General features: G+C 67.2%; 16 protein-coding genes and 1 tRNA gene. 14 read left to right on the forward strand and 3 right to left on the reverse strand.

Annotated features, from left to right (window positions below; translation table 11 throughout):
- Position 1 precedes the first annotated feature (1 nt).
- Positions 2–1,222: an NAD-dependent epimerase/dehydratase family protein gene (locus tag CHB86_RS21240; protein WP_089235129.1), complete on the reverse strand. Its 1,221-nt coding sequence runs from the start codon at positions 1,220–1,222 to the stop codon at positions 2–4.
- A gap of 280 nt (positions 1,223–1,502) precedes the next feature.
- On the opposite strand from CHB86_RS21240, the gene CHB86_RS21245 reads away from it, so the two are divergent.
- The 9 genes from CHB86_RS21245 to CHB86_RS21285 all read left to right on the forward strand — a co-directional run bounded on the left by CHB86_RS21245 (position 1,503) and on the right by CHB86_RS21285 (position 12,752).
- A complete protein-coding gene (locus CHB86_RS21245) occupies positions 1,503–2,009 on the forward strand; it encodes a hypothetical protein (RefSeq protein WP_089235130.1) in 507 nt (168 codons plus the stop codon).
- A gap of 207 nt (positions 2,010–2,216) precedes the next feature.
- Positions 2,217–3,272 carry a glycosyltransferase family 2 protein gene (locus tag CHB86_RS21250; RefSeq protein WP_176442967.1) on the forward strand — a complete coding sequence of 352 codons (1,056 nt, stop codon included), beginning with the start codon at positions 2,217–2,219 and terminating at the stop codon, positions 3,270–3,272.
- Positions 3,256–4,560 (forward strand): oligosaccharide flippase family protein, encoded by a 1,305-nt coding sequence (locus tag CHB86_RS21255; RefSeq protein WP_176442968.1) that lies wholly within the window; start codon positions 3,256–3,258, stop codon positions 4,558–4,560. The genes CHB86_RS21250 and CHB86_RS21255 overlap by 17 nt, the downstream gene beginning before the upstream one ends.
- Positions 4,557–5,489, forward strand: coding sequence for a glycosyltransferase family 2 protein (locus CHB86_RS21260; protein WP_176442969.1), 933 nt, complete (start codon positions 4,557–4,559; stop codon positions 5,487–5,489). Before CHB86_RS21255 ends, CHB86_RS21260 begins: the two co-directional genes overlap by 4 nt.
- Before the next feature lie 28 nt (positions 5,490–5,517).
- Complete coding sequence (locus CHB86_RS21265; protein ID WP_176442970.1) at positions 5,518–7,086, forward strand: alkaline phosphatase family protein; 1,569 nt, start codon at positions 5,518–5,520, stop codon at positions 7,084–7,086.
- Positions 7,083–8,069, forward strand: coding sequence for an NAD-dependent epimerase/dehydratase family protein (locus CHB86_RS21270; RefSeq protein WP_089235135.1), 987 nt, complete (start codon positions 7,083–7,085; stop codon positions 8,067–8,069). The genes CHB86_RS21265 and CHB86_RS21270 overlap by 4 nt, the downstream gene beginning before the upstream one ends.
- Positions 8,066–9,631: an alkaline phosphatase family protein gene (locus tag CHB86_RS21275; protein ID WP_089235136.1), complete on the forward strand. Its 1,566-nt coding sequence runs from the start codon at positions 8,066–8,068 to the stop codon at positions 9,629–9,631. The genes CHB86_RS21270 and CHB86_RS21275 overlap by 4 nt, the downstream gene beginning before the upstream one ends.
- On the forward strand, positions 9,628–11,148 hold the full coding sequence (locus CHB86_RS21280; protein WP_176442971.1) for an alkaline phosphatase family protein: 1,521 nt from the start codon (positions 9,628–9,630) through the stop codon (positions 11,146–11,148). Before CHB86_RS21275 ends, CHB86_RS21280 begins: the two co-directional genes overlap by 4 nt.
- Positions 11,145–12,752 (forward strand): FAD-dependent oxidoreductase, encoded by a 1,608-nt coding sequence (locus tag CHB86_RS21285; RefSeq protein ID WP_089235138.1) that lies wholly within the window; start codon positions 11,145–11,147, stop codon positions 12,750–12,752. Before CHB86_RS21280 ends, CHB86_RS21285 begins: the two co-directional genes overlap by 4 nt.
- 50 nt (positions 12,753–12,802) lie before the next feature.
- Here CHB86_RS21285 and CHB86_RS21290 read toward each other — a convergent pair.
- Positions 12,803–12,879, reverse strand: a tRNA-Arg gene (locus CHB86_RS21290).
- Positions 12,880–12,985: 106 nt separating this feature from the next.
- Here CHB86_RS21290 and CHB86_RS21295 point away from each other — a divergent pair.
- Complete coding sequence (locus CHB86_RS21295) at positions 12,986–13,594, forward strand: TetR/AcrR family transcriptional regulator (protein WP_089235139.1); 609 nt, start codon at positions 12,986–12,988, stop codon at positions 13,592–13,594.
- A gap of 15 nt (positions 13,595–13,609) precedes the next feature.
- Here the strand turns inward: CHB86_RS21295 and CHB86_RS21300 are convergent, their stop codons facing one another.
- Complete coding sequence (locus CHB86_RS21300; protein ID WP_089235140.1) at positions 13,610–13,921, reverse strand: ETC complex I subunit; 312 nt, start codon at positions 13,919–13,921, stop codon at positions 13,610–13,612.
- Between the two features lie 500 nt (positions 13,922–14,421).
- Here CHB86_RS21300 and uvrB point away from each other — a divergent pair, with 500 nt between their 5' ends.
- The 4 genes from uvrB to CHB86_RS21320 all read left to right on the forward strand — a co-directional run bounded on the left by uvrB (position 14,422) and on the right by CHB86_RS21320 (position 18,685).
- Entirely contained in the window at positions 14,422–16,623 is a 2,202-nt protein-coding gene (uvrB, locus tag CHB86_RS21305; protein WP_089235141.1) for an excinuclease ABC subunit UvrB, read from the forward strand.
- An 8-nt stretch (positions 16,624–16,631) separates the two neighbouring features.
- Positions 16,632–16,955 (forward strand): hypothetical protein, encoded by a 324-nt coding sequence (locus CHB86_RS21310; protein ID WP_141134951.1) that lies wholly within the window; start codon positions 16,632–16,634, stop codon positions 16,953–16,955.
- Positions 16,956–17,322: 367 nt separating this feature from the next.
- Positions 17,323–18,162 (forward strand): calcium-binding protein, encoded by an 840-nt coding sequence (locus CHB86_RS21315; RefSeq protein ID WP_176442972.1) that lies wholly within the window; start codon positions 17,323–17,325, stop codon positions 18,160–18,162.
- A gap of 310 nt (positions 18,163–18,472) precedes the next feature.
- Positions 18,473–18,685, forward strand: coding sequence for a hypothetical protein (locus CHB86_RS21320; protein WP_141134952.1), 213 nt, complete (start codon positions 18,473–18,475; stop codon positions 18,683–18,685).
- Positions 18,686–18,900 lie beyond the last annotated feature (215 nt).

Raw genomic sequence — 18,900 nt, forward strand, 5'->3', positions numbered from 1 at the left:
ATCAGGAAACGGATTTCAGGTGCACGGCCTCCGGGTCGTGAACGACGCGTCGGGCGATATCCTTGGTCCAGGCCGAAACCGCCGGTACGTGCTTGCGGTCGATCCGGTGGGCGTATTTCTCGGCGATATGCACGATCTCGTCGAGCAGGCCGCTCTCCAGCCGGATCGGATCGAGGCCGAGCGCGAGGAAGCTGTCGTTCTTCACGATCAGGTCGTTCTCGGCGGCTTCCTTGCGCGGGTTGGGCAGGAAGGCGATCTCGGAGCCGGTCAGCTTGGCCACCATCTCGGCCAGGTCGCGGACCCGGTGGGTCTCGGTCATCTGGTTGAAGATCTTGACCCGGTCGCCGCGCTCCGGCGCATCGCTCAGGGCAAGCTCGACGCAGCGCACGGTATCCTGGATGTGGATGAAGGCCCGGGTCTGACCGCCGGTGCCGTGGACGGTCAGCGGGTACTTGATCGCCGCCTGGATCAGGAAGCGGTTGAGCACGGTGCCGTAGTCGCCATCGTAGTCGAAGCGGTTGATCAGCTGCTCGTGGCGCGAGGTCTGGTCGGTGTTGGTGCCCCAGACGATGCCCTGGTGCAGGTCGGTGATACGCAGCCCGTCGTTCTGGGCGTAGAACTGGAACAGGATCTGATCGAGCGACTTGGTCATGTGATAGACCGAGCCGGGACGCGTCGGATAGAGGATCTCGAGACCCTTCTTCTCGCCCTCGAGGTTCTCGATTTCGACGTCGAGATAGCCCTCCGGGATCGCCGCGCCGACGCTGGAATAGCCGTAGACGCCCATGGTGCCGAGGTGCACGAGATGCGCGTCGATCTCGGTTTCCACCAGCGCGGTCAGCAGGTTGTGCGTGGCGCTGACGTTGTTGTCGACGGTGTAGACCTTGTGGCGGTCGGACTTCATCGAATAGGGCGCGGCGCGCTGTTCGGCGAAGTGAATGATCGCGTCGGGGCGGTATTCCTCCAGCCAGAGGCGCAAGCGCTGATATTCCTTGGCGAGGTCGAGCAGGTGAAAATGGATCTCGTTTCCGGACACCTGTTTCCAGATCCGGCAGCGTTCCTGGATGGAATCCATCGGGGTCAGCGACTGCACGCCCAGTTCGGTATCGATCCAGCGGCGGGACAGGTTGTCCACGATGTGCACGTCATGCCCGAGGTTCGACAGGTGCAGTGAGGTTGGCCAGCCACAGAAACCGTCACCGCCGAGAACTGCAATACGCATGGTCAACTCCTCTTCGTCATGTCGCTGACGTTTCTGCTCTTCCGCTGGCTTGCTGACTTAGCTGCGCCCGGAAGGCATGTCGAATGAAAGATATGCGACAGAGTCGGACATTGCGGCGGTCGAGTTCAAGCCCCGGCAGCGAAAAAACCTTACCACTCCGCGGGATTGCGCCGTGCGGCATTCGCGCGGGCAAAGCCGGTCGGGAAGGGATTTGCACTCCCACCGGGCCGGCCCGCGCGCTAGGCTTCGGGCAACGTTCGCATCTTGAAAGGCCCGTTCCATGCCCTCCTCCCCGTCGCGGCTGCGCCGCACCCTGAGCGACCTGCTGCTGGCGATGCTGAACGCGACGCTGATCCTCGTGGCGCTCTGCCTGTTTCTCGGGCTCCGGCTGGCCGGCACGGTGGAGGACGTGACCGAACGGCTCACGGGCAATCTCGCCTCGGTTGCGCCGCTGCGCGACGGGGTCGGCGAGATGACGGAGGAGCTTCGCGCCTTGCGCGCCGATCTCGCAGCGGTCACGACACAGGCCGGCGAGGCATCTTCAGAGCGGGTCGCAGCATTGAACGCGCGGCTCGAGGCGCTGGACGCCCGCCTCGAAACGACCCAGGACCGGTTCGCGGAGCTTGGCGAGCGGATCGACTCGGCCATCGAGGATCCATCCGTGCTGATCGACCGTGCCGTGCGGGCGGCAGCCGACCAGACCGCGCAGAACCTTGCCGGCATGGCAGGCTGCGCCCTGCCCGCGTCCGGCGCGCCCGACCTGGCCGTGAACCCGCCCGGATCGTGACGCGGCGCGCCGGCACGCGCAACCTCCGAACCCGCCCTGAGTTTGTGCAGCCGCCGAGCAGCGCAGGTGCACCCTTGGGACACCTGCGAAAAAAAGCGGTGGTTCCGGTATGCCGAGGCTTGCGCGGCGTCCAATTCTGCTAGGCTTGCCGGGAGCAGAAGGCCACGGGAAGACCGGATGGAAGCTGTGCGGCGCGAAGCGCCACCGATGCTGAGTGCAGTCGTCGTGAACTACAACGGCGGAAAGCGCCTGTTGCGCTGCGTGGAGTCGATCCGTCGTCATGGCGGCATGGTCGAGGAGATCATCCTCATCGACAACGGCTCGCAGGACGGCAGCGCCGATGCCGTTCTGGCGGCCTTCCCCGAGACCCGGCTCATCCGGCTGAACGACAATCCCGGCCCTGCGGTGGCGCGCAATCGCGGGCTCGAGGCGGCGCGCGGCCGGCTCGTGCTGCTGGCCGATGCCGATACCCGGCTGACCGAGGGCGCGATGGAGACCCTTCTGCAGGCCCATGCCGACACCGGGGCCGAGATCGTCTGCCCCCGCCTTGTCTTTGCGCCCGGCACCAACACCGTGCAATGCGACGGCGCGGCGCCGCATTTCGTCGGCACGCTGATCCTGCGCAATGCCAACGCGGCGCCGGATGCGGGCGGCCCGCCGCGGGACGTCGGCGGGATCATCAGCGCCTGCCTGCTCGTGGATCGCGCCTCCGCGCTCGACGCCGGCGGCTTCAACGAGACCTTCTTCTTCTATTTCGAGGATCTGGAGTTCGGCCTCCGGATGCGCCTGCTCGGTCACCGGATCGTCTGTGCCTCGCGGGCCGTCGTCATCCACGACCGCGGCAGCGGCTATGCCGGCCTGTCGTTCCGCGGCACCGGGAACTACCCGCGCCAGCGCGCCTATCTCTCGATGCGCAATCGGCTGCTGACCATCGCGATCTGCTTCCACTGGCGCACGATCCTCGTGATCGCCCCGGCGCTGTTGCTTTATGAACTCGCGACGCTGGTGCTGGCGCTGATGCGGGGGTGGCTGCCGCTCTGGGCGCGCGGCTGGGCCTGGATGTTCACCCATGGGCGCGAGGTTCGGCAGATGCGGCGCAGCATGCAGGCCCGGCGCAAGCTGCGCGACAGCGAGGTGCTTGCCGGCAGTCCGCTGCCGCTGGCGCAGGGGCTTTTCAAGAGCCGCCTGCTCACAGCCGCGACGGACGCCTTCTCCCGCCTGCTGGCCGCCTACTGGAGGCTCGCCCGTGTCGCAGCCAACTGAGATCCGGACAGGGCAACCCCGCCCCGCGCCAAGCGCCTCGCTGATCGCGCGGATCACCGGCTGGGAGCGCGACCTCGTGCTGTCGGTGCTGTCGCAACTGGTGCAGAAACTGCCCGGGCTGGTCGGCGCCGTGGTGCTCGCCCGGCATTTCGACATCGCCCTGATGGGTCAGTTCTTTTTCTGCGGCGTGATCGCCGCCATCGCCGCGACCGTCAGCCATCTCGGCACCGACCGGGCGTTGAACCGCTCCGTCGCCCAGAACCCCGAGGGCGCGCTGGAGATGCTGGGCAAGGTGCTGCCCTTGCGACTGGTCGCCATCGCAGGGCTCTGGGTCGGGATCAACGGCATCGTGGCGCTCGTGGCGCCGGATCTGCTGGCGATCTGCGCGCTGACGACCGGCTACATGCTGCTCGGCAACCTCTTCTTCTCCTTCTCCGCCGTCTTCGTCGGCCTGCGGTGGGCCGGCCTGCGCCTGGTCATCGGAGCCATCGGACCGCTGCTGATCGCGCTTTCCTCCTGCGCGGTGTTCCTCGGGTGGTCGTTGCCGGCAGTCCTCGCGCTCTATTGCTGCGCCAACGCGCTGATGGTCGCGGTCGCGATCCGGGTGACCCGCGCGCGCCTTGGCCGGCCGGACCTCGTCTGGAACTTCGACGCGCTGCGGCCCGTGCTGCTGCTTTCGGCCCCCTTCCTCGCAATCGAGATCGTGCTTCTGATCCAGGCGAAGATCGACGTGCTGATGATCTACGCCATGAGCACCCCGGCGGCGGTGGCGGAATACGAGACCTCCTACCGCCTGCTCGAGGTCACCCGCACGCTGATCCGGCCGCTGATGATGGTCTTCGTGCCGATTGCCGCGGCGATGGCGGCGACGGGCGACCACGCCGGCCTCGCGCGCGTGGTGCGGCGCCTTCTGGCAGGCGTCAGCCTCGCCGGTGCCGTGCTGGCGCTGGTCAGCATCGCCTTCGCCGAGCCGATCGTGGTGACCGTCTGGGGCGAGACCTACCGGTCGGGCGCGGACATCTTCTCCGTGCTGGCGCTCGCCACCGTGCCCCTGTTCCTCGGACTGGCCAGCCTGCACCTCGCCGGAGCGCTCCACAGGGAACGCAGCGGCCTTCGCATCCTCATGCTGACCGCCCTCGTCAACGCAGGCACCAACGCAATGGTGATCCCACGCTTCGGCGCGCTCGGGGCGGCATGGACCACCTTCGCCACCGAATGCCTCGCCGCGCTGGCGCTGATGGTGCTGATCCTGCGCGCCACCCGCACCTCCGAGGGAGGGACGCGATGAGCGGTCCCGTCGTCTCGGTCGTGATCCCCTGCAAGGGCGGCGCGGACGGCCTTGCGCGGCTGCTGCAGGATTTTACGGCGCAGGACTTTCCCCACGCGTTCGAGGTGATCGTCGTCGACGCCTGGGCCGACGACGCGATCCGCGACACGGCGCTGGCGCATGGTGCATGGCCCGTCCGCGAGGGAACCGGCCACCTGCCCGGCGCCGCCCGCAACCTCGGGGCGCACCACGCCCGCGGCGAGATCCTGGCCTTCATCGATGCCGATTGCCGGGTCGATCCCGGCTGGCTCACAGCGGCCGTCCGCACGCTCGACGGCGGGGCCCTGATCGCCACCGGACCGGTCGCGGATCTCGCTCCGCTCCACCCCGTGGCCCGCGCCGACAACCTGCTCCAGTTCGCCGACCTGCCGCGGGAGCGCAAACCCGGCGTTCTGCACATGGCGCCATCGTGCAATTTCGCCCTTCGCGCCGAGGATTTCGACCGGCTCGGCGGCTTCCGGCACCGCGAGGGCCTGCCGACCGGCGAGGACGTGGATTTCTGCCAGCGCGCCACCGCGCTTTTCCCCGATGCGATCCGCTTCGAACCGCGCATGGCGATCCGCCATGCCGGCCGTCGGACGATCCCGGCCATGATCCGTCATCACCACGCCTTCGGCCATTCCCGCGGGCGGCTGCGCCTGTTGCTGACCGAGCGGCAGGCCCGCCTTGGACGGATGGCGGTGATGGCCCCTGCCGTGGTGCTGAGGCGGCTAAGCTACATCACCGGCCGCGTCGTGCGGCTCGCCCCCGGGAAATTGCCCGCGACTCTGCTCATCAGCCCCCTGCTGCTGATCGGCGCGGTCGCCTGGACCGCAGGTTTTCGCCGCGGGTTGAACGAAAGCGCGCCCTCCACCCCGGCCGGGGCGGAGACGCAACCGGAAGATGGATGACACGCCGCACGCAGAAGGAAGGCAGCGCATGGGACAGAAACGCAGAAAGCTGATGCTCCTGGCAATCGACGCTTCGCCGGCGGAGCGCATGACCCGCTGGATCGAGGACGGCTCGCTGCCCAACCTCGCCCGGCTGCGCGCCGCCGGCGCCCATGGCAGGATCGACTCCACGGCGGAATACCTCGCGGGCACGCCCTGGCCCACCTTCTACACGGGCACCTACCCGCCGGAACATGGCTGGATGTTCTACCTCGCCTGGCGGCCCGACCTCATGCGCTTTGTCCGGGCGACGCCGGACTGGCAGCCGATCGAGCCCTTCTACCGGAACTTCCCGCTCGACGGGCCGCGGGTGATCGCCATCGACGTGCCGATCACCTATGCGCCCAAGCCCTTCAACGGCGTTGAACTCACCGGCTGGGGGACCCATGACAAGATCGGCGCGCCGGGCGCCTACCCGCTGGGGCTGCTCGACAGGGTCCGCAAGGAGATCGGTCCGATGCCGATCCCCGACGAATTCGCCGGCCTGCAGGGCTCGCGCGAACTGCTCGACCTGCGCGACGACCTGATCGACGCCGCCGACTGGCACAGCCGGGCGGGCCGGATGCTGATGCGGGAGAACGACTGGGACCTCTTCATGCTCGGTTTCGGCTCGGTCCACCGGGCAGGCCACAAGCTCTGGAACCACCACGGCGCGGCCGGCCCGGTGACCGACGCCGAGAAGGCGGAACTGGACGACGCAATGCGACAAGTGGCGATCGCCACCGACAAGGCCGTCGGCGAACTGATCGAAGCGGCCGGAGACGACGTGAACGTGATCGTGTTCTCGCTGCACGGAATGACCGAGAACTTCTCGGTGCAGCCGCTGTTCGGGCGCATGCTGCGCCGTATCCTGACCGGGCAGCGCGAGGACGACCCCGAGACGATCGCGCCCTCGCCGATCTCCCGCCTGCGGGAGACGATCCCGCTCGGCGTGCGCGCCCGGGTCAAGGCGCGGCTGCCCTTCAGCCTGCAGGACAGCATGACGATGTACTGGCGCAGCGAGAAACGCGACTGGGCCCGGACCAAGGCCTTCGTGCTTGCAGGCGACCTCGAAGGGCTGATCCAGGTGAACCTGAAGGGCCGCGAGCGCGACGGAATCGTGGAGCCGGGCGCGGAATACGACGCGCTGCTGGAGGAGATCGCGGCCGGGCTGGAGACCTTCGTCGACATGGACACCGGCGAGCCGCTGGTGCGCGACATCAACCGCGGCCGCGACATCTGGCCCGAGGCCGTGCTGCGCCGGACCATGCCGGACCTGCTCGTCCGCTCCCGCATCCGCAGCGCGCGGGACATCCGCGGCTTCCGGTCCGAGAAATTCGGAACGGTGCGCAATTACGACTTCGGCAATTACGTCGACGGTCGGCCCGGACACCACGTCGGAGAAGGCTGGTTCGCCGCAGCCGGCGCGGACATCTCCGGCCGCGGCGAACTCGCGCGGATCCACGAGTTCGACCTCCTGGCAAGTGTCCATGAGCTGATCGGCCAGCCGATGCGGCCCGAGATGCGCGGCGCGCCGGTCGAGGCGCTGTCGCCCGGCGGCGGAGAAAGCGCCCCGTGACGGAATCGCACCCTGCCCTTGTCACCGGGGCCGCCGGGTTCATCGGCCGACGGCTGGTGTCCGCGCTCCGAGGCGCCGACCAGCCGGTGCGTGCCCTGGTCCGGCCGGAGCACGAGGTGGACGACCTCCAAACCCTCGGTGTGGAGATCCTGCGCGGCGATGCGGCCGACGCGCAGACGATGGTGGAGGCCGCCAAAGGCTGCGGCACGATCTACCACCTGGCAGCGGCCCGCGGACCGAAGAAGCTCTCGCTCCACGCCTATGAGCGTCTGAACACCGCGCTGCTGGATGCGGCGGCGTCTGCGGCGCTTGGCGCCGGGGCGGTTCTGGTCGCGGCAAGCACGGTCAGCGTGCTCGGTGGCTGCCCGCCCGGAGCGCCGGCGAACAGCCTGCCGCTTCGGCCCAACACGCGATACGGCGCCTCGCGCGCGGCCTGCGAGACCCGGCTGGCCGGGCATTGGGGCCCTCGGGGCCTCGACTGGCGGATCGCCCGGATCGCCGAGCGGGTCGCCGGCCCCGGCGCAAGGGACTGGCGCGGCGTCGTCTGCGCCGTGCGCGACAGCTGCTACCGCTGGCTGCCGACCGGCGGTGCGATGCACAGCTGCGACGTGGATGACGTGGTCGCCGGACTGCGCCTTTGCGCCGGCGACCGGGCGCAGGCCGGGCAGACCTATGTGCTGACCGCGTCCGAACCCGAACCCATGGAAAGCCTGTTGCAAGGCATCGCGGACATGCTCGGCGCAGACTTCGCGCCACGGCGTCTGCCCGGCGGGCCGGCGCGCGCCTACAAGCGGCTTGGCGACGCCGTGTTCAAGGCGTTTCGGCACGAACTGCCATACGCTTTCACGGCGAGGATCTATGCCTGGCCCAGCCGGTACGACGGAGCAGACACCGGCCGGCAGCTTGGATTTGCCCCAAGGTTCACGGTGGCCGAAGCGGTGCAGCGCTCGGTGCGCTGGATGCAGGCGGAGGGGCTGGTATGAGCACGTCCAATCGCCCTCTCGCGGTGATCGCCTTCGACGCCGCCGAGATCAGCATGATCGAACGCGGCATCGCCGAGGGCTGGCTGCCGAACCTGGCGCGGCTGCGCGAGGCGGGCGCGATGGTGTCGATCCGGTCGGAAAGCGACATCATGGTCGGCACCGTCTGGCCGAGCTTCTACACCGGGCGCCTGCCCCCGGAGCACGGGATCTTCGGCGTGATCCAGTGGCGGCCCGATCACATGCAGCACGAGCGCCCCGACAGCCCGGACTGGCTGCAAACCCGGCCATTCTACCGGGGGTTTGGCGAGGACGGCCCGCGTGTCCTTGCCATAGACATGCCCTTTGCGCCCACTGCAACGCCGTTCAACGGCCGCGAGATCGTCTCGTGGAACGCCCACGCCACGATGGGACCGCGCGGCGCCTTTCCGGCGGATATCGCGCAGCAGGCTGCCCGCGCCCACGGCGCCCCGCTGATGCGGGACGAGATCTACGGACCACAGACGCCGGCCGGACTGCTCCGCCTACGCGACCGGCTGGTGGCCAGCACGGCCCAGCAATCGGCGCTGGCGCGCGATCTCGCCGCGCGTGGCGACTGGGACCTCTTTCTGCTCGGCTTCGGCGCCGTTCACCGGGCGGGCCACAAGCTGCAGACTCCGATGATGCTCCGCTCTGGCGCGGAGAGCGACGATCTGCGCGACGCGTTGCGGCAGGTCTATGTTGCCTGCGACGCCGCCATCAGCGAGGTTGTGGAGAGCCTGCCGCCAGAGTGTCATGTGATCTTGTTTTCCCTGAACGGAATGGTCCCCAACACGTCGCACCATTTCCTGCTGCCCGAAATGCTCCGCCGCATCGTCGAGGGCGACAGCAGCGACACGACCGGCCGCCCCCTGCCCCGCCCGTCCTTTCTTCATCGGCTGCGCGAGGCGGTGCCGCTGGAGTGGCGCAGTGCGGTCAAGGAGGGGCTGCCGGGACCGGTGAAGGACCGGCTGGGCCGTTTCTGGCGCGGCGCCGAGGCCCGCGACTGGTCGCAGGTGCGCGCCTTCCGGCTGGTGGGCAGCGATTTCGAAGGGCAGATCCAGATCAACCTGAAAGGCCGCGAGCGCGACGGGATCGTCGAGCCGGGCGCGGAGTACGAGGCGCTGTGCGACCGGATCGCCGAAGGGTTGCCCGGCTTCGTCGACGCCGACACCGGCGCGCCCGTCATTGCCCGTGTGCTGCGCCCCGCACAGCTTTGGCCCGACGCACAGGAGCGGCAGGATCTGCCTGATCTTCTGGTGCAATGGGCCGGGCGCTCTGCCGTCGGGCTCCGCGCGCTGCGGTCGGACCGCTACGGCGCCTTTCTCAACCGCTGGCAGGACAACCCGCCGGATGGCCGCTCCGGCCACCATCAGCCCCGGGGATGGGCAATGGCGCGCGGGCCTGGCGACGGGGTCGAAACCCTGCAAGAGCACTCGGTCCAGGACCTCGCCGCCACGATCCATGCCCATTTCGGCCTGCCGACAGCGGCCGGAACCCATGGCAGGCCCATCTCAGCGCTGCTCCGCGGGGAGGCCCGGCCATGAGCACCGGCGCGCGTGTCGCCCTGATCGCGCTCGACGCGGCGGATCTGGACCTGCTCGACCGGCTGGTCGACGAGGGCCGCGCGCCCGTCTTTGGCGGGCTGAAGGCCAAAGGTGCGCTTGGCAGGCTGTCCTCCTGGGGCGGCTGGCTGCCCGGCTCGGTCTGGCCCACCTTCTTCACCTCCACGCCACCATCCCAGACGGGCTTCCACCACTACCTGCAATGGTCGCCCGACGAGATGTCGATGCGGCGGCCGGACCCTGCACAGGTCGGCACGCCGTTCTGGCGCCATGTGACGGCCGAAGGCGGCAAGGTGATCGCACTAGACATGCCCTTCGCGCCCGCCCCGACCTCGGGAACCGAGCTGACCGGCTGGGCGACACTCGACAGCCTCGAGCCGCCGCACGCCAGCCCGCCCGGCCTGCTGGAAGAGATCGAGGCCCGGCACGGCCCCTCGCCCCGGGTCGCCGAGATGCACGCCCTGCAATCCATGGCCGCGCTGCGCAAGCTGCGCGACGAGCAGGTCGCGATCGCCGGGATGCTGGCCCAGATCGCCGAGGACCTACTGGCGCGCGAGCGCGTCGACCTGCTGGCGATGACCTTTCCGGGCCTGCACCGGGGCGGCCACTGGCTCTGGGACGAGACCGGTCTCGCCTCCGAGCCGACCTCCGCGGAACGGGCCGAACTGGCGCAGGCGCTCCCCGAGGTCTACGCCGCCACCGACGCCGCCCTAGGGCGGCTGCTCGATGCGGCGCAACCCGACGAGGTGATCCTGTTCTCGCTGCACGGCATGGGCCCCAACACCAGCCGGCTGGAGATCCTCGACGAGATGCTGCACCGGGTGCTCGGCGGCGCGAGCGACGCCACTGGACCGATGCGCGGCATCGAACGGCTGCGGCAGGCGGTGCCGGCGGAGCTTCGGCACCGGGTCAAGGACAGCCTCCCAACCGCCCTGCAGGACAGGCTTACCGGCTTCTGGCGCACCGGTGGGCGCGACTGGCAGAGCACCCCGGTCCTGACCCAGGTGGCGGACCTGACTGGCTACCTGCGCCTCAACCTCGCCGACCGGGAGAGCCAGGGGATGCTCTCGCCGGAAGCGGCCCGCGATCTTTCCGAGCGCATCATCGACGGCCTGGCGAGCTTCGCGGACGCCGACACCGGTGCGCCGGTGGTCCGGCGCACCGCCCGGATCGAAGATGTCCTGCCCCCTGGCGAGAACCTCCGGATGCTGCCTGACCTGCTGGTGGACTGGGCGGAGAGCCCGGCGGCGCTTCATCGCGCCGTGGTCTCGCCGGAGTTCGGCACGATCGACTGGCCAACTCCGGGCCGCCATCCGAGCGGGCGCGCCGGCAACCACCGCGCCGGGGGCTTCTACCTCGCCTGCGGCTGCAGCCTGCCGTCTGGCGCCGGACCGGGCGGCGACATCCTCGACCTTGCGCCGACCGTGCTCAGCCGCCTCGGACTGACCCCGCCCGCCGCGATGCGCGGCCGCCCGCTGTTCGGGAGCCCTGATCCATGACCTTGCTGCACGCCACCGATATCGACCCCGGCGCCACCATCGAGGCCGATCTCTGCATCATCGGCGCCGGCGCAGCCGGCATCTCGATCGCCTGCGCGCTGGCCGACAGCGGGCTCAGCATCGCGATGCTGGCCGGAGGGGGCGAGCAGTTCCGGCACCGCGATCAGATGCTCTATCATGGTCGCAACATCGGGCGTGAAAGCTTTGCCCCCGGCAAGGCACGGTTTCGCATGTTCGGCGGCTCGACCACCCGCTGGGCCGGTCAATGCCGCCCCCTCGACCCGGTGGATTTCGAGCCGCGCCCCGGCCTGCCGGACACCGGCTGGCCCATCGGCGCAGAGACCCTCGCGCCCTGGTATCGCGCGGCGGCGGAGGTCTGCGACCTCGACGACTGGCGCTTCGACCCACCGACACTGACCGGCCTCGAAACTCACGAAGACGCCGCGCCGGTCCGGTACCGGCACGGCCATAACGTCGACTTCGCAGTGAGTTACGGACCAAAGCTCGCGCAATCGAATACGACAAAGGTCTATCTCGACACTCACGTCACCGGGATCGTGCAGGCAGGTTCGCGGATCTCCCATGTCGAGGCCACAGGTCCGGATGGCCGGCGGATACGCTTTGCCGCCGGGAACTATATCCTGGCCACCGGCGGACTCGAGAACGCCCGCCTGCTGCTGGCCTCGACCGCCGGGTCGCCGAACGGCCTCGGCAACGAGCGCGACCTCGTTGGGCGCTATTTCATGGACCATCCGTTCTTCTTCGGCGGCGCACTGGAATTGGCGCCGGGCGTCGGGCCCGAGGCCGTCGACGCGCTGCAAGGCTACGAGCAGGCCGGCGTCGCGCAGCGCAGCCACGGCGCCTTCGCCCTTGGCGAGGGCCTGCGACGGGACGAGGGATTGAACGGGGCGGCCGTGTTCTTTGTCGAGCGCGCCGCGCACAAGTCCTCCGAGGATTTTCTCTCCACAGGCGGCGTCGCGATGACCCGGGTGCTCGACGTGCTGATGCACCGCGAACTGCCCGATGGCCGGCTTGGGCGGCACCTGCCCGCCCTGCTCACGCATCCCGGCGAGGTCGGCCGCTCGACGCTGGAGCGGCTCCGCGGCGCGGTCTCGAAGCGACGCACCCTCGCCGCCCGCTTCACGCTGGAGGCCCTGCCGAACCCCGAGAGCCGGGTCAGGCTCGATCCACGCCGGCACGACCGTTTCGGAATGCCCCACGTCACCGTCGATTGGAGGCTGACCCGGGGCGACCCTGGCGGTCTCGAACGGCTCCGCGGCGGGCTTGCACGCCTGTTCGCCGACGGCGGCATCGGGGAGCTCTCGCTCCACGGTGCGCGCGATGCAGACGGCTTTCCCGTCAGCATGGAAGGCGGCAAGCACCACATGGGCACGACCCGCATGTCCACGGACCCGGCCCGCGGCGTGGTCGACCCCGATTGCCGCGTGCACGAGATCGACAACCTCTTCATCGCCGGAAGCTCGGTGTTCCCGACCGGCGGCTACGTCAACCCGACCCTGACCATCGTGGCCCTCGCGCTGCGTCTGGCGGACCACCTGCGCGGTCGCACAGGCGCCGCCGCCAGCAAGGCCGGGCAGGCATAACTGGGCCCTCACGACGGTCGGACCGCGCATGTTTTCGAATCTGGCGTGATTGGCGATCCCACGAGGACTCGAACCCCGAACCTGCTGATTAGAAGTCAGCTGCTCTATCCAGTTGAGCTATGGGACCGCTTCGCCCCTTTTGCGCAGCAGCGCGGACGATTTCAAGCCTCTCCGGCGGGTGTTTCCCTCTTCGCGACTTTGGCTTAGCATTGAACGGAGTTCACGAGGATTCCATGAGCGCAAAGACCGACGCCCGACGCGATGCCCTGCGAACCAGCCTGGTCGATATCGCCGAACGGCAGATCTCCGAAGCAGGGCTGGGCGCTCTCAAGGCTCGGACGCTGGCGACCGAGGCGGGCTGTTCGGTCGGGGCAATCTACAACGTCTTCAGCGACCTGAACGAGCTGACCATGGCCGTGAACGGACGCACCTTCCGTCGGCTCGGCGCGGCGATCGAGGCGGATCTGGCGGACGTGCCGGAAGCCAGCCCGCAGGAGCGGCTGGTGGTGATGTCGGTCGCCTATCTGCGTTTCGCATCCGAGAACGAGCACCTGTGGCGCTGCCTGTTCGACCTTCGCGTGACGGAACTCGATGCCGTTCCCGCCTGGTATCGCGCGGCGCTCGAAGACCTGTTCGCGATGATCGGCGGCCCGCTTCGGGAAATCTTCCCCGACCTTTCGGCGACGGATATCGCACTCATGACGCGGGCGCTGTTCTCGTCAGTCCACGGGATCGTATCGCTCGGGCTGGAGCAGCGCATCTCCGGCGTGCCGAGGCCTCAGATCGAACGGATGATCGAGCTGATCCTGTCGAACCTCACCGAGCAGAGCGCGGCGGTCTGACGGCCCCGCCGTCTTTCAGTGCGTCCAGGCGCCGCGCCGGTTGGTGGCGAAATTCTCGCCATAGCCATTCGGACGGATCACCGGCTTGCGCTTCTTGGGCTCGACGAGGGTGAAATCGAGGCCCTTCTCGCGGGCATAATCCACGGCAGCTTCCTTGCTGTCGAACCGAAGGCGAACCTGGCTGCTGACATCGGTGCCGCCGGGCCATCCCATAAGCGGATCGATCTCGGCGCCATCGGCCGGGACGATCTCGAGCAGCCACACCTTGGTCTTGCCGGTGCCGGATTGCATGGCGTTCTTCGCCGGTTGGTAGATTCTCGCGCGCATGGATCGTCTCTCCTTGGCTTCAAGGAGATTTACTGCCAAGCGTATCGAGGCTGCAAGGGCCCAATCGACCCCGCCGAGCGCAGCGGCTGCCGGCCAGCAACGGCGTGCGGGGGTTGGGGGTGGGTCGCAGTTGAGGCCGGCAACCTGTCTGCTGCGTAGCGGAATGGTGCGAAACTTTTTCCGAATCAGCAACAATAAATGCGTTTTCTCGCGGATTGCTTCCAAATTGATCCGAAGAACCGCCCATGTCAGTGCTCAAGCGAGCACCAAGGCAGCGCCTGGCTCCGCCAATTATTGCCCGATACCGACGGCAAGCTACCTCTGGCAACGAACAGGTCCCCGATTGTCATCCCCATGCTTCCCCTCCGATCGCCAATGGCAACATCGTGATCGCGGAAAAGCGCCTTGAAACGATGGTGCGCCGGGAAAGAATTTGCACTTTCCGGCGCACCGGCCGAAAAGAACAAAAGCAGACCGTATTGCAGCCAGACGAGTCGCCCATGCCCTATGCCCATTCCGACAAGACCGCGCCCGTGCTGAACAGCCCGGCGCCCGACGTGCGCACCCGGGAGAAGCTCGAGGGGGGCAAGCGGTTCATCATGCATTCGGAGTTCGAACCCGCCGGCGACCAGCCGACGGCGATCGTCGAGCTGTCGCAGGGCGTGCGCGATGGCGAGCGCGACCAGGTCCTGCTGGGCGCCACCGGCACCGGCAAGACTTTCACCATGGCCAAGGTGATCGAGGAAACGCAGCGACCGGCGATCATCCTTGCACCCAACAAGACACTGGCAGCCCAGCTCTACGGCGAGTTCAAGCACTTCTTCCCGGAGAACTCGGTCGAGTATTTCGTCAGCTATTACGACTACTACCAGCCCGAAGCTTACGTGCCGCGCTCGGACACCTATATCGAGAAGGAAAGCCAGATCAATGAGCAGATCGACCGGATGCGCCACTCCGCGACCCGGGCGCTTCTGGAGCGCGACGACGTGATCATCGTCGCCTCGGTCTCCTGCATCTACGGCATCGGCTCGGTCGAGACCTACGGGGCGATGACGCAGGATCTGCACGCCGGCAAGGAATACGACCAGCGAAAGGTGATCGCCGATCTGGTGGCCCAGCAGTATCGCCGCAACGACCATGCATTCCAGCGAGGCTCGTTCCGGGTCCGCGGCGACGTGCTGGAAATCTGGCCCGCGCACCTCGAAGACCGCGCCTGGCGGGCGTCGTTCTTTGGCGAGGAACTGGAGAGCCTGACCGAGTTCGATCCGCTGACCGGCGAGAAGACGGACACGTTCGAACGGATCCGGATCTACGCCAACTCGCACTACGTGACGCCCAAGCCGACGATGAAACAGGCGATCGAGGGCATCAAGAAAGAGCTTAAGCTGCGCCTCTCCCAACTGGTCGACGAGGGCAAGCTGCTGGAGGCGCAGCGGCTGGAACAGCGTACGAACTTCGACCTCGAGATGCTGGAGGCCACCGGCGTCTGTAACGGCATCGAGAACTACTCGCGGTACCTGACGGGGCGCGCGCCGGGCGAGCCGCCCCCCACCCTGTTCGAATTCATCCCCGATCACGCCATCGTCTTCGCCGACGAGAGCCACGTCTCCGTTCCACAGATCGGCGGCATGTACCGCGGCGACTACCGGCGCAAGTTCACCCTGGCCGAGCACGGCTTCCGCCTGCCCTCGTGCATGGACAACCGCCCGCTCAAGTTCGAGGAATGGGACGCGATGCGACCGCAGTCGGTCTTCGTTTCCGCCACGCCGGCGGCGTGGGAGCTGGAGCAGACTGGCGGTGTCTTTACCGAACAGGTGATCCGCCCGACCGGGCTGCTCGACCCGGAGGTGGAGATCCGACCGGTCGAGATGCAGGTGGACGACCTGCTGGACGAGATCCGGAAGGTCACCGCCAATGGCTTCCGCACCCTCGTCACCACGTTGACCAAGCGCATGGCGGAGGATCTGACCGAGTACCTGCACGAGCAGGGCATCAAGGTCCGCTATATGCACTCCGACATCGACACCATCGAACGGATCGAAATCCTGCGCGACCTGCGCCTCGGCGCTTTCGACGTGCTCGTGGGCATCAACCTGCTGCGCGAAGGCCTCGACATCCCCGAATGCGGGCTGGTGGCGATCCTCGACGCGGACAAGGAAGGCTTCCTGCGCTCCGAGACCTCGCTGATCCAGACCATCGGCCGCGCCGCCCGCAACGCCGAAGGCCGGGTAATCATGTATGCCGACCGGATCACCGGCTCGATGGAGCGCGCGCTCAAGGAAACCGAACGCCGGCGCGTCAAGCAGATCGCCTACAACGAGGAGCACGGCATCACGCCTGAAACCATCCGCAAGAACGTCGACGACATCCTGCAGGGGCTCTACCAGGGCGATGTCGACATGTCGCGCGTCACCGCGACGATCGACAAGCCGATGCACGGCGCGAACCTCGAGGCCCATCTCGACGGCCTGCGCGAGGAGATGCGCAAGGCGGCCGAGAACCTGGAATTCGAGGAGGCGGCCCGTCTGCGCGACGAGATCAAGCGGCTGGAAGCGGTCGACCTCGCAATCGCCGACGACCCGCTGGCCCGTCAGTCCGCCATCGAGGCGGCCGGCGAAGCGGCGGTGGCCGGCAGGGGCAGATCCACGGCCGGCCGGCCGGGGCAACGCGGCGGCAACGTCAAACGGAGGAAATCGAAGTGAGATCGATCTTGGCCGCACTTCTGACCGTCACAGCGCTTCCCGCCTCGGCGGACAACATCGCGATGTGCGTGGACACCGGCGCCAGTGAAGCGGTCTGCACATGCGCGGCCGCAGCCCTGGCCGAACAGGTCGGCCCCGAAGACCTTGCCCGGTACGACGCCATCTCAACGGCCTTTGTCGAGAAGCGCTCCGAGGGGCTCGGATGGGTCGATGCGTGGGACGGTGCCGTCGCAGCGGTGGCCGAACGCGATGGCACGGCCGCAAACACCATGCAGCGAGCGATGAACCCGGTCGGCCAGGCACATCGCGACTCAATCAAGGCGTGTGAATGAAGCGCCCCTGAAGCCGCCGACCGCCGTTTTTTAGATCACGAGACCGACAGGTCAAACCGCGCGGAAAACGTTAATCCTTGTGTCATTTCCAAGGCAAGACGGCCGGAAGAGCCCGGCGACAAGTGTCTGATTTTACTAAAAATGTCCCAAAAACGCCGCCTTGGAGGTCGTTTCCGTACGGTCAAAGTTCATGATCTTGCCGCAGTTCACGGAAAAAAAGCCACACACACTTGGTGCGATGAGCGGGCGAACCGACTCAACCTGTGGTGGAGTTTAGTCTTGGTACTTGGTCCGCCACCTTTACGGCGATTGGAGGACACCCATAATGCCGACAAAAAGTATTAACGTTACCCCATACGATGGCGCATTGCTGACCCTGAAACTGCTTTCCGACGACCCCACGATTCTTCTGAGCGACATGGACTCGGAGATCCAGGGAACCCTCAGAGATGGCAACGGCACGATGACGTCGGACGACGACGGGCTGTCGCTCTTCAACGGAAAGACGCTGGCCTATATCGGCTCCGGCACTTTCGAGCCCGGCGTCACCGTTGCCGGCCTGCACGTCCCGACCGGCGCGGCGGTGAACGTGGTCGTCTTCAGCGCAGGGAGCCAGACTTTCCTGCACTTCCCGGACGACAAGCCCAATCTGACAGGCGCCCTCGTCGCGTCGCTGGATATCTCGAATGCTCCGCACGAGTTCTTCGAGAACCCCTATCTCGGAACCGAATTCAACGATTCCTTCCGCGGTGACTTCCTCAACAACGAGATGACCGGATCGGCAGGGGCGGACATGTTGTCCGGCCGCAACGGCGACGACCATCTGGTTGGCGGACAGGGCGACGACCGCCTGTTCGGCGGCAAGGACAATGACGTACTCCAGGGCAGCAAGGGAGACGATTTTCTCCGCGGCGGCATGGGCAACGACCGTCTGATGGGCGGAATTGGCGACGATGTCATGCGAGGCGACTTTGGAAACGACACGTTCGTTTACCATGACGGAAAGGACAAGATCCGCGACTTCGAGGACGACGAGGATCGGCTTGTCCTCAAGGTCTCCGGCGTGACAGGCAAGACGGCCGAAGAGGTCATCGACGACTTCGGAAAACAGCGGGGCGACAACGCAATTCTGGACTTCGGAGACGGCAACAAGCTCATTCTGGCCAATACCGAACTCGGCAGCCTCGCCGACGACCTGATCGTCTGAACGCTCTTTCAAAGCGGGGCCGGCTGATCATCGCGATCCCCAGCCACCGTTTCGCCATAAAAGACGAAAGCTTCCGGCCCGGGCAATTGTCCCGGGCCGGTTTCTAATTCCGGCACCCGCATGCGGCATCCTGTATCTGGATACAATTGAACTGCGGCAGGAGACGCCACGCCCGCGCCACATTCTCGCCCATTTCTTGGTGCCACATCGCCCCAGGTACAAATGTCCGGCAGTGCGAAAGTTCATAAAGGACTGAACCGCATTGCTAAAAACGGGCCGAATGACGCCCGGGATCGAGGAGGCGCAGAAAATGGCGATCGCAGTACTTCTGATTTCGACCTTCATCGCCTCTGGCGCTGCGATCATCGCCGCGCTGGCCGGCCATGGCGTACTGACGATCATCGCCGCATTCTGCGTATCCGGGTGGGTTGCCTCCATCGTCCTTACGGTGCTGATGGTGCTGCGGGCCTACGTCCCCAAGCCCGACTCCGGCGACGACGATCGCCAACCCGTCACCGCCTGACACGCTGAAATCATTTCAACATAGCGGCATGGCGCTCACACGCCTGCTGAGCCGGACTGACCGCACCTACCCAGACAGACTGGTCGCCTCGTGCTCGAGCGGACTCCACCGCCTTCCCGGGCCCAACCTATTGCGACCACCACCGTCGAAATATGCGTCCACGTGTTTCCCCATGTGTCGCAGACGGGAATTTTCTCGCCACCGTTAACCCGACG

The organism is Tropicimonas sediminicola (assembly GCF_900188335.1).
In the GTDB taxonomy this organism is placed as follows: Bacteria; Pseudomonadota; Alphaproteobacteria; order Rhodobacterales; family Rhodobacteraceae; genus Tropicimonas; species Tropicimonas sediminicola.